Source organism: Micromonospora sp. CV4 (genome assembly GCF_003667455.1).
In the GTDB taxonomy this organism is placed as follows: Bacteria; Actinomycetota; Actinomycetes; order Mycobacteriales; family Micromonosporaceae; genus Micromonospora.
Genome location: NZ_RCVI01000389.1, coordinates 1 through 13051 on the forward strand (window position 1 = coordinate 1; position 13051 = coordinate 13051).

The 13051-nt window shown below is 69.7% G+C and carries 17 protein-coding genes and 1 tRNA gene; 9 read left to right on the top strand and 9 right to left on the bottom strand.

From position 1 onward, the window contains the following. Positions 1 to 223 precede the first annotated feature (223 nt). Complete coding sequence (locus tag EAD98_RS26985) at positions 224 to 526, bottom strand: hypothetical protein (protein ID WP_121656779.1); 303 nt, start codon at positions 524 to 526, stop codon at positions 224 to 226. Positions 527 to 746: 220 nt separating this feature from the next. On the opposite strand from EAD98_RS26985, the gene EAD98_RS26990 reads away from it, so the two are divergent. Both EAD98_RS26990 and EAD98_RS26995 read left to right on the top strand, forming a co-directional pair. Further along, positions 747 to 821 (top strand) — tRNA-Lys (locus EAD98_RS26990). Between the two features lie 523 nt (positions 822 to 1344). Beyond that, positions 1345 to 2247, top strand: coding sequence for an aldo/keto reductase (locus tag EAD98_RS26995; protein WP_199723572.1), 903 nt, complete (start codon positions 1345 to 1347; stop codon positions 2245 to 2247). A gap of 177 nt (positions 2248 to 2424) precedes the next feature. Here the strand turns inward: EAD98_RS26995 and EAD98_RS27000 are convergent, their stop codons facing one another. Continuing rightward, a complete protein-coding gene (locus EAD98_RS27000; RefSeq protein ID WP_121656780.1) occupies positions 2425 to 2925 on the bottom strand; it encodes a DUF4429 domain-containing protein in 501 nt (166 codons plus the stop codon). 190 nt (positions 2926 to 3115) lie between these two features. Next, positions 3116 to 3316 (bottom strand): hypothetical protein, encoded by a 201-nt coding sequence (locus EAD98_RS27005; protein WP_121656781.1) that lies wholly within the window; start codon positions 3314 to 3316, stop codon positions 3116 to 3118. A gap of 412 nt (positions 3317 to 3728) precedes the next feature. On the opposite strand from EAD98_RS27005, the gene EAD98_RS27010 reads away from it, so the two are divergent. Together EAD98_RS27010 and EAD98_RS27015 are read left to right on the top strand one after the other, a co-directional pair. After that, the gene (locus EAD98_RS27010) at positions 3729 to 4217 is read left to right on the top strand and encodes a GNAT family N-acetyltransferase (protein ID WP_121656782.1); all 489 of its coding nucleotides are present in this window, start codon (positions 3729 to 3731) and stop codon (positions 4215 to 4217) included. Positions 4218 to 4561: 344 nt separating this feature from the next. After that, complete coding sequence (locus EAD98_RS27015; RefSeq protein ID WP_121656783.1) at positions 4562 to 5347, top strand: hypothetical protein; 786 nt, start codon at positions 4562 to 4564, stop codon at positions 5345 to 5347. A 26-nt stretch (positions 5348 to 5373) separates the two neighbouring features. Here EAD98_RS27015 and EAD98_RS27020 read toward each other — a convergent pair whose 3' ends face one another. Genes EAD98_RS27020 through EAD98_RS27040 form a run of 5 tightly spaced genes read right to left on the bottom strand, consistent with a single transcriptional unit; the run spans position 5374 to position 7561 of the window. Continuing rightward, a complete protein-coding gene (locus EAD98_RS27020) occupies positions 5374 to 5745 on the bottom strand; it encodes a hypothetical protein (RefSeq protein WP_121656784.1) in 372 nt (123 codons plus the stop codon). Positions 5746 to 5765: 20 nt separating this feature from the next. Then, a complete protein-coding gene (locus EAD98_RS27025) occupies positions 5766 to 6122 on the bottom strand; it encodes a hypothetical protein (protein ID WP_121656785.1) in 357 nt (118 codons plus the stop codon). After that, positions 6109 to 6840, bottom strand: coding sequence for a hypothetical protein (locus EAD98_RS27030; RefSeq protein WP_147457500.1), 732 nt, complete (start codon positions 6838 to 6840; stop codon positions 6109 to 6111). The genes EAD98_RS27025 and EAD98_RS27030 overlap by 14 nt, the downstream gene beginning before the upstream one ends. Then, on the bottom strand, positions 6837 to 7199 hold the full coding sequence (locus EAD98_RS27035) for a type VII secretion target (RefSeq protein ID WP_121656787.1): 363 nt from the start codon (positions 7197 to 7199) through the stop codon (positions 6837 to 6839). The genes EAD98_RS27030 and EAD98_RS27035 overlap by 4 nt, the downstream gene beginning before the upstream one ends. Continuing rightward, positions 7196 to 7561 (bottom strand): hypothetical protein, encoded by a 366-nt coding sequence (locus EAD98_RS27040; protein ID WP_233583991.1) that lies wholly within the window; start codon positions 7559 to 7561, stop codon positions 7196 to 7198. Before EAD98_RS27040 ends, EAD98_RS27035 begins: the two co-directional genes overlap by 4 nt. Before the next feature lie 124 nt (positions 7562 to 7685). Between EAD98_RS27040 and EAD98_RS27045 the strand changes: the two genes are divergently transcribed. The 4 genes from EAD98_RS27045 to EAD98_RS27060 all read left to right on the top strand — a co-directional run bounded on the left by EAD98_RS27045 (position 7686) and on the right by EAD98_RS27060 (position 11100). After that, positions 7686 to 8042 (top strand): hypothetical protein, encoded by a 357-nt coding sequence (locus EAD98_RS27045; RefSeq protein ID WP_121656788.1) that lies wholly within the window; start codon positions 7686 to 7688, stop codon positions 8040 to 8042. A 112-nt stretch (positions 8043 to 8154) separates the two neighbouring features. After that, complete coding sequence (locus tag EAD98_RS27050) at positions 8155 to 8607, top strand: MarR family transcriptional regulator (RefSeq protein ID WP_121656789.1); 453 nt, start codon at positions 8155 to 8157, stop codon at positions 8605 to 8607. A gap of 190 nt (positions 8608 to 8797) precedes the next feature. Then, complete coding sequence (locus EAD98_RS27055; RefSeq protein ID WP_121656790.1) at positions 8798 to 9979, top strand: low temperature requirement protein A; 1182 nt, start codon at positions 8798 to 8800, stop codon at positions 9977 to 9979. A 77-nt stretch (positions 9980 to 10056) separates the two neighbouring features. Further along, on the top strand, positions 10057 to 11100 hold the full coding sequence (locus tag EAD98_RS27060; RefSeq protein ID WP_121656791.1) for a P1 family peptidase: 1044 nt from the start codon (positions 10057 to 10059) through the stop codon (positions 11098 to 11100). A gap of 49 nt (positions 11101 to 11149) precedes the next feature. On the opposite strand, the gene EAD98_RS27065 is transcribed toward EAD98_RS27060, so the two are convergent. Beyond that, a complete protein-coding gene (locus EAD98_RS27065) occupies positions 11150 to 12310 on the bottom strand; it encodes a low temperature requirement protein A (protein WP_121656792.1) in 1161 nt (386 codons plus the stop codon). A 223-nt stretch (positions 12311 to 12533) separates the two neighbouring features. Here EAD98_RS27065 and EAD98_RS27070 point away from each other — a divergent pair, with 223 nt between their 5' ends. Beyond that, complete coding sequence (locus tag EAD98_RS27070; protein WP_121656793.1) at positions 12534 to 12998, top strand: hypothetical protein; 465 nt, start codon at positions 12534 to 12536, stop codon at positions 12996 to 12998. The last annotated feature ends 53 nt before the right edge of the window (positions 12999 to 13051 follow it).

Below are 13051 nucleotides of genomic sequence, written 5' to 3' on the forward strand. Positions count from 1 at the left end.
CTCGCGCCCTGGCGCCGGCCCGGTGCTCTTGCGCGCTGGCGGCCGGCCCGGTGCTCTTGCGCGCTGGCGGCCGGCCCGGTGCTCTTGCGCGCTGGCGGCCGGCCCGGTGCTCTTGCGCCCGGCCGGCGCTCGACGCCCGGCCTGGCGCTTGATCGACTCGATTTCCTGGAAGTCGGGCTGTCACGGCCGTCCGGACACCCCGACTTCCCGAATGCCGAGTGGATCAGGGGCGGGGAGACTCCCGGACCCAGCCGTGCTTCTCCTTGCCCCGCCGCCCAGCCGTCGCCGCCAGGCAACGTGGGCAGATCCAGCCGACCGCATCGGCCTCGGTGAGCACGTCAGTACCCGAGTAGTCGAAGCGCACGTGCGGGAACCGACGCAGCCGGGTACGACTCAGCGCCAGGCCGCACACCGTCTGGTTCTGGCCGGGTAGCCAGGCGTGCACTTCCCCGCCCGGCTCGCGTACGCCGTCCGGCCCGATCTCCTCCCCGGACGCCGCCACCGCCGGAGTGCTGCTCAACTTCATGCCCCTTCTGGTTCCCCACCCACCCGCACCCATGCACCGCGGCGCGATCTCGCTTGATCCACTCCACATCCCCGACAGAGCGGCATCCAGCACGCCGGACACCGCCAGTTCGCCGATCTCGTGTCGATCGAGGGCGGTGGCGGCCGGTGCGGCCCAGGCATCGACGGTCGGCCGGAAGCCGAGAGTCGTCGTCGGGCACCGTCCGGTAACCTGAGCGCGCGGGCCGCTAGCTCAATGGCAGAGCTGTGGACTTTTAATCCATAGGTTCAGGGTTCGAGTCCCTGGCGGCCCACCATTTACCGGCGCTGAGCTGCGAGAACGCCCGGCAGAGATCCCCGGGCACAACCAGGGCACAAACTAGCTGTGATCTTGGCTAGCGGGAGCGCTGGCTGCTTGTCGGTGGCTTGGCGTAGGAGTTGGCCGACAACGTCACGCGGATGGTCCTTCTTCGGCAGCCAGTTGAACGTCGTGTCGCAGGCCTCGAAAGCGTGTGAGGGTTAACGCCCTCTGCGGGTCCACTCCCGCCGCCACCGCTCGTGAGTGCGAGAACGCCCAGTCGATCTCCACGGATAGGCCGGGCGTTCCAACCTGGTCGTCGACGACCGCTTGAACTTCCGCCAGGTAGATCGCTTCGACCAATTCATCGCAGTTTGATCGATTATGGTCGAGAGTACCGATGCGGACGTCATCCGGCGAGTCACCTCCTCCAGGGTGGCCCCCGCGCCCAGTTCGCCGAAGACGTCGCGGGCCGTGCGCAGGATGGCGTCGAGGTTGCGGGGCGGCGTCGGCGACGGGGCCGCCGGCGATCCAGAATCGAGATGACCATGACGTTCGGCTCCCCGTCCACCCCGCCCACGATCATCATTGGCGGCGACCTTCCGGTCGGACGGGTCGGCTTCGGGGCGATGCAGCTCACCGGCGACCAGGTCTGGGGCCCGTACCCCGACCACCAGCGTGGGCTGGCGCTGCTGCGCGCGGTGGTGGAGGAGGGCGTCACCTTCATCGACACCGCCGATGTCTACGGGCCGCACACCAACGAGCTGCTGATCCGCGAGGCGCTGCACCCCTACCCGGCGGGGCTGGTGGTGGCGAGCAAGGGCGGCTTCGTCCGGGGCGGCCCCGACTACTCGACTCTGGGCTGGGTGGGCAACCCGAAGTACCTGCGGCAGTCCGCCATGCTGAGCCTGCGCCGCCTCGGCGTGGATCGGTTCGACCTCTACTACCTGCACAGCGGGTACGCGACCGACGCCCCGTTCGAGGACCAGGTCGGCGAGCTGAGGAAGCTGCAGGACGAGGGCTGGATCCGGCACATCGGGCTGTCCAACGTCACCGCGGCGCAGTTCGAACTCGCCCGGTCGATTGCGGAGATCGCCGCGGTGACCGCCCTGTACAACATCGGCAACCGCACCGGTGCGGACCTGCTTGCGGCGGCGGAGCGGACCAGAGCGGTGTTCTCGCCCTGGCACCCGGTCAGCCTGCGCGACGGCGGGGACAACGCCGGCCAGGTCGCCACCGCCCTCGCGCCGGTCGCCGCCCGGCACGCGGCCACGCCCCAGCAGATCGCGCTGGCCTGGCTGCTGCACCGCTCTCCGGCGATGCTGCCCATCCCCGGCACCACGAGCCTGGCCCACCTGCGGGAGAACCTCGCGGCGGCGCGGATCGCGCTGAGCGACGCCGAGGTCGCGGAGCTGACCGCCCTCGTTCCCGAAACCGCCGCCTAACCGGGCACCGCCTCCCGCAGCTGAATGTCGGGAAGCATGCTCCGGCCTCGGAAGCAGGGCCACTTTCACCCCTCAGAAATCCGAAAGGTTGGACCCGGACCTCGCAGGCTTGGCGCCGTTGGAAATCCGGGCCCGTTGAGTCGCAGTCCGCTTCGTGTCCGGACTACAACATCACCTTCAGCCGAGCAGCCGGGCCTTCTGCTGTTCGAACTCCTGTGGAGACAGCAGGCCCTGATCCCGTAGCGCGGCGAGTTTCGCCAACTCGTCGGCGACCGACACTGGTGCGGCCGTTTGCGACGGCGCGTTGTGGCGGGCAGCGATCGCCTGCTCGATCACAGCGCGCAGCCGCTCGAACTCGGGCATCTGCTTCTTGGTGAAGACCACGGAGTTCTCGTCTCGAGCCGCATCGGTTGTCTGCTTACCGAACGCCGACCGAGACCCGCCCTGACCGGGTATCTCGAACTGAATGAATCCGTTGATCAGGCCGCCTGCAGGTTTCCACTGCACACTGCTGACTGAGCCGAGTGGCATCCGCTTTTCGCCCTTGCCCACTGAGGCGCGGGCGAGGAAGCCCTTGCGGGTAATAGTGATGTAGGTGCCGTCGAAGTGAACCTGACCGGTATGGCCGTTGGCGGTCACTGCGGCTGAATGGGCGTGGGGTGCATATGTCACGGTCATGAGTGTTGCTTGAGATGTCCTGCGTGACACCCGGGCGATCGGAGGACCACCCATCAACCGGGCACATCCAGGCCGGCCAGGCAAACGGCCCACGCGGTTGTCCCGCTTCCACGGCCCTGTCAGCGTGGCGAGGCGTGTTCAGATACGCCGGAGGCCGCCTCGGCGCGATGCCGGGGCGGCCTCTCGAGGGCTAGGCGTCCTTCTTCTTCAGCTCCTCGAGCTGGGCCCGGAGGAGGGCCGTCTCAGCCTCCAGCCGTGCGGCCTCGGCCTTCGAGACGCGCTCGTCGGCCTTCGAAGAGCGTCGGGCAGCCTTGGCCTGCTTCTCCTTGGGGTTCGACCAGTCGACGAGGCCGAGGGTGCTAACGCTCGTGAGCTTGCGGATCATGCCCATGGTTATCGGTCCTGTCTGTAGGCGTGCGAGTCGTGACAGGTCAGGCTAATGATCTTGGAAGAGATGCGACTATCCGCCGAAGCTACGGAGGACTGCCCCACACGGCGTACTCCTCATCGCCGGGTCGGACGATGCGATACCGCCGGACCTCGGGCTGCTCCGCAGGTCAGCGGCCTTTATGGCCGCTGTTGCCGTATCTGGCCGGTGCAGCAGCGAGCGCAGGGTCTACCCAAGCGTGACGAGGAGATCCGCTTCACCGAATCAACGGGCCCCCTTAGCATCCCTCGTCGTCTAGACATCGCCGTTCTGCCGAGCGCGGGTCGCAGCCGGGTGCTGACTCTGAAAGCAGGACGCGCTGATCATCAACGGCTGCGGCATCGTCGCCAGGGGCCAGCGCGGTAGCTTGGCGATCATGGCGGACTGGGAGATTCGGCCGGCCTCGGAGGCGGATGTTGAGGCGGTGGCCGAGTTGCGGGCCGTGGTGCTGCGGGCGGATCTGGAGCGGCTCGGGCGGTACGACGAGAAGCGGGTGCGGCAGCGACTGCGGGACGGATTCGCGCCGGCGCACACCTGCGTGATCGAGGTGGGCAGCGCGTTCGCCGGCTGCGTGTCGCTGCGGCCGGCCGAGGACGCGTACTGGCTGGAGCACTTTTATCTGGCCCCGCACCTGCAGGGCAGCGGCATCGGTGCGGCCGTGCTGCGCAGGCTGTTGGAGCAGTGCGACCGCGACGTCACCCTGGTCCGGCTGAACGTGCTGCAGGGCAGTCCGGCACGGCGGCTGTACGAGCGGCACGGATTCACACTCGAGACCGAGGATCCGGTGGACGTCTTCATGGTGCGCGAGCCGGCCCCGGCTGTGGGCGCGGATCCCGGTCGCCTCGGGAATGGTGGGTTGTTGTGAGCGGTATACCTCAGAGTCATAAATATGCCTGTGAGGTATAGAGCTCGTCGGTGACCTCGCTCAGCAGGCCGGCCACGGCTGGTCCGGCTGTCAGGCGATGGATTGGTGTTGCGGAATGCCCGGGCCAGGGAACTGGTGACCGCGGTTGCTCGTCCCATCACCTGAGGTCCGGGCCGCTCAACCGCCCGGCGGGCGTGGGAACGGGAGACAAGATGAGCGGGCGCAGGTACCTGATAGCTGTCGTCGCGGTCGGGGCGTTGCTCGCCGGCTGCGGCGAGCGGGGCGGGTCGGAGACGGCGGCTCCGGGTGGGTCCCAGTCCACCGCTACGGAACCTGCACCGGTTGTGTCGCCGCAGACGGAGCCTGTCGCGCTGATCGGTTCCTGGAAGCTGGCGGAGGTTGCCGAAGGCGCGGGTGACATTCTGCAGCTCACACCGGACAAGCACAACGGCCTGCTGTTGTACGACCGGTGCGGCGCGCTGATGGGCACGTGGCGGGCCAATGCCAACGGCCTCTTCGTCGCCGGCGCCTCCGGACGTTCGGTTTCCGACAACGACGCCCAGGAATGCCGCCCCGGTCCTGAGCTCATGAATCCGGCCTGGCTGCATCGGGCCAGCGCCTTCCGCGTGGAAGGCGACAGCCGCGTCCTGCTCGACGCCCAGGGCGGGCACGTCGCCCGGCTGCTGCCCGGCGCGAAGCCCACCCCCGGGCCGAACCTGCCTTCTCCGGCGGGGCCGCCCGTGGTCACCGACGAGGTCCGGCGTGCCTTCGCGCCGGCCGCCGCACTGCCGGCGGGTCTGACGCCCTCGCGCCGTGACACCCTGCTCGGTCGATGGGTGCCGGTTGATGCTCGGCCGGGCAGGTTCGGGTCCGGAGGGCCCTACGTGGAGCTGCGGGACGACGGCACATGGCGGGGTTCCGACGGCTGCAACGGTGAGGGAGGGCAATGGGTCGCCGGACCGGCAGGCGACTTCCTCGCCACCAGCGGACCCACCACAGTAATGGGCTGCGACAACGTTCCGGTGGGTGTCTGGCTCTCCAAGGCGTGGCGGGCAGGGCTGGACGGCGAAGTGCTCGTGCTCCTCGACGCCCAGGGTGGGGAGACGGGCCGACTCAAGCGGGACAGGTGAGGCCGCTGCGGTGCGCTCGTTCGGGCTCAGTCGCCCCAGTCCAACTGGTGCTCCGGAACGCCCACCGTCCTGCCGTATTCGACGGCCTCGGCTCGGCCTTTCCGATCGCCCCTCCGATAGCGGAAGACCTGGTTGGAAAAGACCACAACGCGGTCATCGCCAACGGTGAAGTCGGCGTACCAGCCGCCGTCGGAGGCCAGCGACTCGGCGAGCGCACGACCGATCTCATCGGCTGCCTGGTTGGCCGCCTCGAAGTCGAGGAGGGTCCACACCTTCGGCTGGTCATCTGAGGCCGAGTTCGACACGTCCTGCCGGCGCACCCGGACGATGTTGAGCCCCGCCACCCGGAGGTCGGTGGCTGGACGCAGACTCTCGGCAATCAACGTCCCTCGAATCATGACCTCAGCCTGCCATCCACCTACGACACCGGCGGGGTCCCGCCCGGTCCAGCCGCACCGGTGCCGGTGCCCAGGTCCGCGGCGAGTTCGGTCGCCTGCTCGGTGAGACGTTGCCGCTCGTCCGGGTCGAGGTTCTGTTCCCAGTCTCTGAACCGGTGGTAGCGGTCGAGGAGTTCTCCGCCGTAGGCGTCGTTGGCGGCGATCTGGCGCAGGTCGCCGTGGCCGGCGAGGACGTCGCGGGCCATCTCCTGGAGGTCGTCGCCGGCGACCCCGTCGCGTAGCCGGGTGAGGCTGGCGTGGAGGAGCTGGGCCAGGCCCGGATCCCCTTCGGTGAGGTCGAGGAACTGGTGCTCTGGTTGCGGTTCAGGTTGCGTCATGAAGCACCGGGCTCGTGTAGGGCTGGTCGGGCAGGGGCACCTTGGACAGGTCACCGCCCTGTTCGGCGAGGGTCTTGATGAAGCTGAAGAAGCCGAGGATCGCGGTGCCGGCGGCTTGGATCTTCAGCGCCGCGTCGTTGACCTTCTTGACCAGTTCGATGGCTTGCCAGGCGGCGACGCCGTAGCCGACGACGGCACCGGCGCCGGTCTCGATGAGCGCTGTGCCCGCGGCGGCGCTGACGCCGATGATGATGGCCTTGTCGATCATCATCTTGACCAGGCCGCCGATCATGTCAGCCAGGAGCCAGATGGCGCGAGCGGCTTCGTGGTACTTCTCTTTGATCTCGATGAGGACGAGGTTCTGCTGAACAAGTGCCTTCGTGAGCTGACGGAAGTAGACGAAGGCCGCGTCGGCGGCCTGCCCGTCCCACTGCTGGTCCATGTGGGAGGCGGTCAGGGTGGCGTTCTGACCGAGGGCCTGCAGGCTCTGGCCGAGGTTGCCGTAGGCGTCGCCCGCCTTGTAGAAGCTCTCCCAGTCTCCAACGAGGGCGTTGCTGATGGTGCCGATGACGTCGTACCCGGCGCAGTCCTTGATGATCTGGTTGACCCAGTGCGAGATGGAGATCGCGTCCAGGACGCCGATCGGGTTGGCGAAGCCCTTGGTCATCGTGGGATCGGGTTCGCTGGGCTCGACGAGGAGGTCCGTCGGCTCTCTCACGGCAGGTTCCCACCCGTCGGGTGCCCGCGGGGAAGCTCGTAGCCGCTGCGGTCGACGGCCGGGTAGGTCGCGTCCAGACGGGCCGCGCTGCCGGTGTCGGTGCGCCGGTAGTAGTCGGCGGTCTCCTGGAGCGCGTCGCGTGACTTGCCGAGCAGCTCCATCAGGTGGGTGAGCCGCTTGGTCATCTCGTCGACGAGCTTCTGGTGTGCGGGCCACGCTTCGTTGAGCAGACCCTGGTCGTGCCACGCCAGGTCGGTGTGCTTGAGCATGTACGCCTTGGCGGTCTGGGCGTCGAGGGCGGCGTCGTTGACGCGGGCGGCGGCGCTCTCCAAGGCGCTGGGTTCGACGGAGAAGCTCACGACAGCCGGTCCCCGATGATGCCGGTCACCACGAGCAGGACCGCGGCAACGAGCAGCGCGAGGGCCATGATCCGGCCGCGCCGTTTCGACTCCGCGTTGGCGCTCGCTCGGTAGACACCGAGGCCGGCCACGGCAGCCACCCCGAGAGGTGTCGCTACCGACATGAAGCGGAAGAACGACCAACCGCTGAAGGTGCCGTCGTCCCCGACTATCGCCAGCTGGTAGGCCAGGAAGCCGAGGCCGACCACGCAGAAGAAGAACAGCACCATCGACACCAGGGCGACGCTCTTGCGGAAGTCGTGCCACTGATCCAGCTTGTCCGGCACCGCCGCCACCCGATCCGTCCGCCCCGTCTCACCCACGACCGCACCATGCCACAGCCCGACCACGGACCGCGACCCCGTCTTCACCCCGCACGAATCGATGTCGGGAAGTGGGCTGCTGGTAGACAAAGGGCCGGCCGACCGCGCCGCCGAAGGACGAGGAATGAGCACACAGCGCAGTTACTACGAGCCGGCGCCGGCGACCCACGACGGCGCCACGGCCGCGCTCGCCGCGGGTGACATCGACGCTCTCACCGACTCGATGGTCGGGCTGGCCCTGCACGACGCGGACTGGCGCTGGTGCCAGGACTTCTACCTGGGGCTGCTGGACCACCCGGAGAAGGATGTCCGGGCCACCGCGGCGATCTGCCTCGGTCATCTGGCCCGCATCCACCGTCGGCTCGACACCGACCGGGTCATGCCAGCCCTGCGCGCCCGACTGCGCGACCCGGCCGTCGGCGGCACGGTGGAGGACGCCATCGCCGACATCGAGCAGTTCCTCGGCCTTCCGCCCGGATAGGCGACCCTTCGTCCAGCCGCCCTGCACCGGTCCAGCACGCTCCCTTGACCTCAAGGGTGCTTGAACTTCTACGGTGATCGCGTTCGCTCGTCGCCGACAAGGAGCCTGGGCCATGATCACGGAGTACACCCACGAGAGGCTGGCCGCGCAGCCCATCGGTTACTGGAGCGGCGAGGCGTACCGTGTCGTGGTCGGACGCATCCGGGCGGAGCTTGCCGTGGAGCAGCTCACCCAGCCGCACTGGTGGACGCTCAACCACGTGGCCGGCGCCCCCGGCAGGTGGAGTCGTACCGAACTCGCCGAACGCCTCGCCCCCTTCGACGACCTCAACATCGATTTCGCGGAGGTCTTCGACGACCTGGTCGCGCGGGGTTGGATGAGCGAGCAGGCCGGCACCCTGTCCCTCACCGAGGCCGGGGAGGCTGGGCGCCTCCGCGCCAAGGAGCGAAACGCGCGGGCGCACGAGCAGATGCACCAGGGCATCGCGACAGACGACTATGTGGCGGCCCTCAACGTGCTGCGCCGCATGATCGCCAACCTGGGCGGCAACAGCGACCTTCCCTGAGCTGTCAGGGCCGGGGCGCAGCCCGATACTCGGACCAGGCCGACGAACTGATCGATCCGGCGGCGACCTGGTGAAGGACCTGATCGGCCTGCACCGGATGACGCGCCCACGGCCGCGGATCCGGGTTCATCGGTCTCGCCACGTGGTACGAATGCCTCATTACGGGCATGAGCCACAGGACGGGCGACCGATGACGACGAGCAGGGCGGGCAGGCTGCTGCGGAAGCCCGAGGATCCGCAACGGGCGACGTTCCTGGAGTTGTTCTTCGACCTGGCGTTCGTCTACGTGCTCACCCAACTCTCGCGGGTGCTCAGCCAGGACCTCACGTGGCGCGGGGCCTTCCACATGCTGGTGTTGCTGCTGGCGGTGTGGTGGGTCTGGTGCAGCACGGCGACGGTCCCGGACCGGTTCGACCCGCAGCGGCCGACGATACAGCTGCTGGTCATCGCGACCCTGGTCGGCAGCCTGGTGATGGCTGTCGCGCTGCCGGCGGTGTTCGGCGCGCAGGGCCTGATCTTCGCGGGCGCGTACGTCGCGGTCCAGGTCGGTCGCAGCCTCGGCCTTCTCATCGCCCTGCGGGGCCACGAGTTGCAGCGCGGCGCCCTACGGGTACTCATCTGGTTCTGCGTATCGGCCGTGCCGTGGATCGCGGGAGCGCTGGTGCACGGCACCGCCCGCGAGGCACTGTGGGCGCTGGCGGTGGCCATCGACTACCTGGCGGGGAAGCTCCGCTACCGCACACCGGGCCTGGGCCGCTCACCGCCCGCGGAGTTGCCGAGCGCGGCCGAGCACCTGGCCGAGCGCCACCGACAGTTCTTCATCATCGCGCTCGGCGAGTTGATCCTGGTCTCCGCTTCGACCCTTGGCGGCAGTGGCTTCGCGACCGACCGGACCGCGGCGTTCCTGGTGTCGATCGCCACCACGGTGCTGCTCTGGCGGATCTACATCTACCGCGCCGGCGAGTTGTCGGCCGCAGCCATCGGGGGCTCCCCCGATCCGGCCCGCCTCGGCCTGTCGGCGTTCTACGCCCATCTGGTCATGGTGACCGGCGTCGTCGTCACCGCGGTCGGCGCCGAACTCGTCATCGCCCATCCAACCGGGCACGCCCAGACGGCCTGGATCGCCGTCATCCTCGGCGGGCCCGCGCTGTTTCTGGCCGGGCGTGCCCGCTTCGAGTACGCGGTCTTCAGCCGGGTCTCCCCGGATCGACCGCTGGGGCTGCTCGCGTTGGCCGTCCTGGCACCGGTGATGCTTCTCGTACCACCGCTCGTGGCCGCCCTCGCCGCCACCGCGGTCCTGGCCGGGGTCGCCGTCGCGGACGCCGCCGGCGCGCGAGGGCGTCCACCCGAGCCGCCGTCGCCACCCGGATAGCCCGGGCGTGCTCTTGTCGGGCAGGTTCCGCGAGGATTCCCGCATCGCCGCAGTGCAACAACGACGACAGGAACCTCATGGACCAGTTGAGCCGCCGCGCCCGCGACCTCGGGATCGTGGTCGGGCCGCTGCCCACCGGGCGGCACAACGCGATCACCGACGTCGACGGAGTCCTGGTCGGGCACACCACCATCGACGACGGCGCCGATCTGCACACCGGCGTCACCGCGGTCGTACCGAGTCAGCTCGGCCCCGGACGCTGGACCCTGCCGGCCGCCGTGTACTCCGGCAACGGCCACGGGAAGCTCGTCGGCTCGACCCAGGTCGACGAACTCGGCGTACTGGAGTCACCGATCGTCCTGACCGCCACGCTGTCCGTCTTCCGGGCGGCGGACGCGCTGCTCAGTCACCTGATGGACCGTCGCCCCGACGGCCTGTCGTTCAACCCACTGGTCGGCGAGACCAACGACGGCCACCTCTCCGACATCCGCCGCCGGCCGCTCACCGAGGAACACGTGCTCGCCGCCGTCACCGGGGCGTCCGACGGGCCACCGGCGGAGGGCTGCGTCGGGGCCGGCACCGGCACCACGGCCCTGGGCTTCAAGGGCGGCATCGGTACGTCGTCGAGGACGGTGCGGGTCGCCGACCGACCGGGGACGGTCGGTGCCCTCGTCCAGTCCAACTTCGGCGGAGTGCTCACCGCCCTCGGCGTCCCGCTGCCGGTCGGTGAGCTGATCCCGGACGCCGACCGGACCGAACCGTCCGGCAACTCCTGCATGATCGTGGTCGCCACCGACGTACCCCTGGACGCCCGGCAGCTCGGACGGCTCGCCCGGCGGGCGGTCTTCGCGATGGGCCGGGTCGGGGCGTCCTACAGCAACGGCAGCGGCGACTACGCGATCGCGTTCAGCACCGCGCAGCCGGACCAACGACCAATCCCGGACGGGGAGATCAACCCGGTCTTCGCCGCCGTCCTGGACTCGGTCGAGGAAGCGCTGCTCAACTCGCTCTTCACCGCCGCCACCACCACCGGTGTGGCCGGTCGTACCAGTCACGCCGTGCCACACGGGGCGGTGGTCCGGCGGTTGTCGGCGGCCGGCCGGCTGGCGGCGCCAGCCTGATCCACGCCTGGAGTTGACGCCGGCCGGGCGGCGAGCCAGGCACCGATCGTCAACGGGCTCGGGTACGAGCGCCGGTGAAGATGCCCGCCTGGTCCAGGACGGCCACCACGATCAGCACCCCGGCGGCGATCGCGCTGACCGCGACCAACGGCAGGCGCACGGCGACCGCTGCGCCGACCAGGATGAACAGGCCGATCACCCGCGGCCAGGAGAGTCTCCGGTGGATCGCCAGGGAGAACAGGATCCGCCCGACGAGGAAGAGGGTGGGTCCGCCCAGGATGACCACGACGGCGGTCGTGCCGCCGATCTCGGTGGGGTGGGCGATGCTCAGTTCGGCCCCGACCGCGGTCGCCACAATTCCGGCGATCATCACCAGGTGCAGGTAGCCGGTGGTGACCCCGAGCCGGGACGGGTCGGCGTTCTCGATGGCCGGACCCAGGCGCTGGCCGGCGGGCGTCACGTAGAGCAGACCGATCAGCACGGCGGTGGTGAAGACCAGCAGGAACGCGGCGGTCTCCGGGAGGCTGAGGCGGGTGCCGGTGTACGTGAGGCCGGCGACCAGGACGAGTTCGCCCAGCGCGATGATCAGGATCTGCTGGTACCGCTCGGCGAAATGCTCACCGGCGAGGTGCAGCTCCTGCTGCCGGGCCCGACCCAGCCGCGGCGTCGGCCAGCCCAATCGTGGGCCGGTGAGATCGATCGCGAGGGCGAGCAGCCAGAGCGGCACCCGCCATTCCGGCAGGAACGCGCCGGCCAGCCACGGTACGGCGGAGACGCTGTACCAGCAGAGGACCCGCAGCGCCCGGCTCTGCCGCGGGTGGCCGCGCAGTGCGAGGGCGGTGACCGTGCCCCGGAGGAGATGGACCGCGACGTACGCGCCGGCGAAGAGCATGCCCCGCCCGTCCAGCGCCTGCGGGACCGCGACCCCGGCCAGCAGGCTGCCCAGCGTGGCGCCGACCAGCAGCCCCCGGATCGCCTGGGTCTCCGGGTCGTACCAGTCGGTCAGCCAGGTGGTGGACACCCAGATCCACCAGACCCCGGTCAGGAGCAGCGCGGTCCGCAGCGCCCCCATCAGGGTGAGGTCGGCGAGGAAATGCTGGGCCAGTTGGCTGAGGGCGAGGACGAACGCCAGGTCGAAGAAGAGCTCCAGGAAGGACGCGCTGAGCGGCACGTTCCGTCCTCGCAGCACCCGTTCGGGCCGGCTCACCATCAGCGCTCCTTCCGGTGGCACGCCCTGCGTCCGTCGTACCACCCGGGACCGGAGGCCGGCGGCGAAAGCGGGCAACCGAGCAGGCGGGGTGCGGCCGGTTCCGCAGCGGCCGCATCCTGACCTCGCGGCGGGGGGCTGGTCGCCCCGCCGTGTCGTTGATCCGGTTGTAGCCCGCCCCCACCAGGGACGACGGTGGGGGCACCGACCGTCGAGGGGGACGCCGATGACCAGTCAGCGGGAGACCGTGCAGGTCGACCACGACCTGTTCCGCGCCGTGTACGACTCGCCCGCGTCGCTGCCGGGCCGGCACCGGTGGACCACCCCGGAATCGGACGTCCGGCGACTGGAGAAGCTGCTCGGCATGCCGGCGCGCACCATCGGCGCCCCGCTCTGGGTCAGCGGCGACGAGCCGGACTGCCCGAAGTGCGGCCGGCGGATCACCTGGTACGACATCGTCTCGTCGGCGCTCTCCGGCCTGCACGACAAGGCCATGATCGCCACCGTCATCCTCGGCGAACGCAAGTACGTCAACACGGAGATCCCGGACGCCATCCCCGGTGTGCGCTGCGCCGACTGCCACACCGCGATCGACGGCCTGCGCAGTTTCAAGTGCCACAACTGGGCGTACGCCTTCGAGGCGCTGGAGGCCGTCCGCGAACGGATGGCCGGGGGGCTCGGGCCGACCTGACCGTCGCCTGCGTACACGAGCAGCGGGTGGCAGCAGGTCAGCCGGCCGAGCGG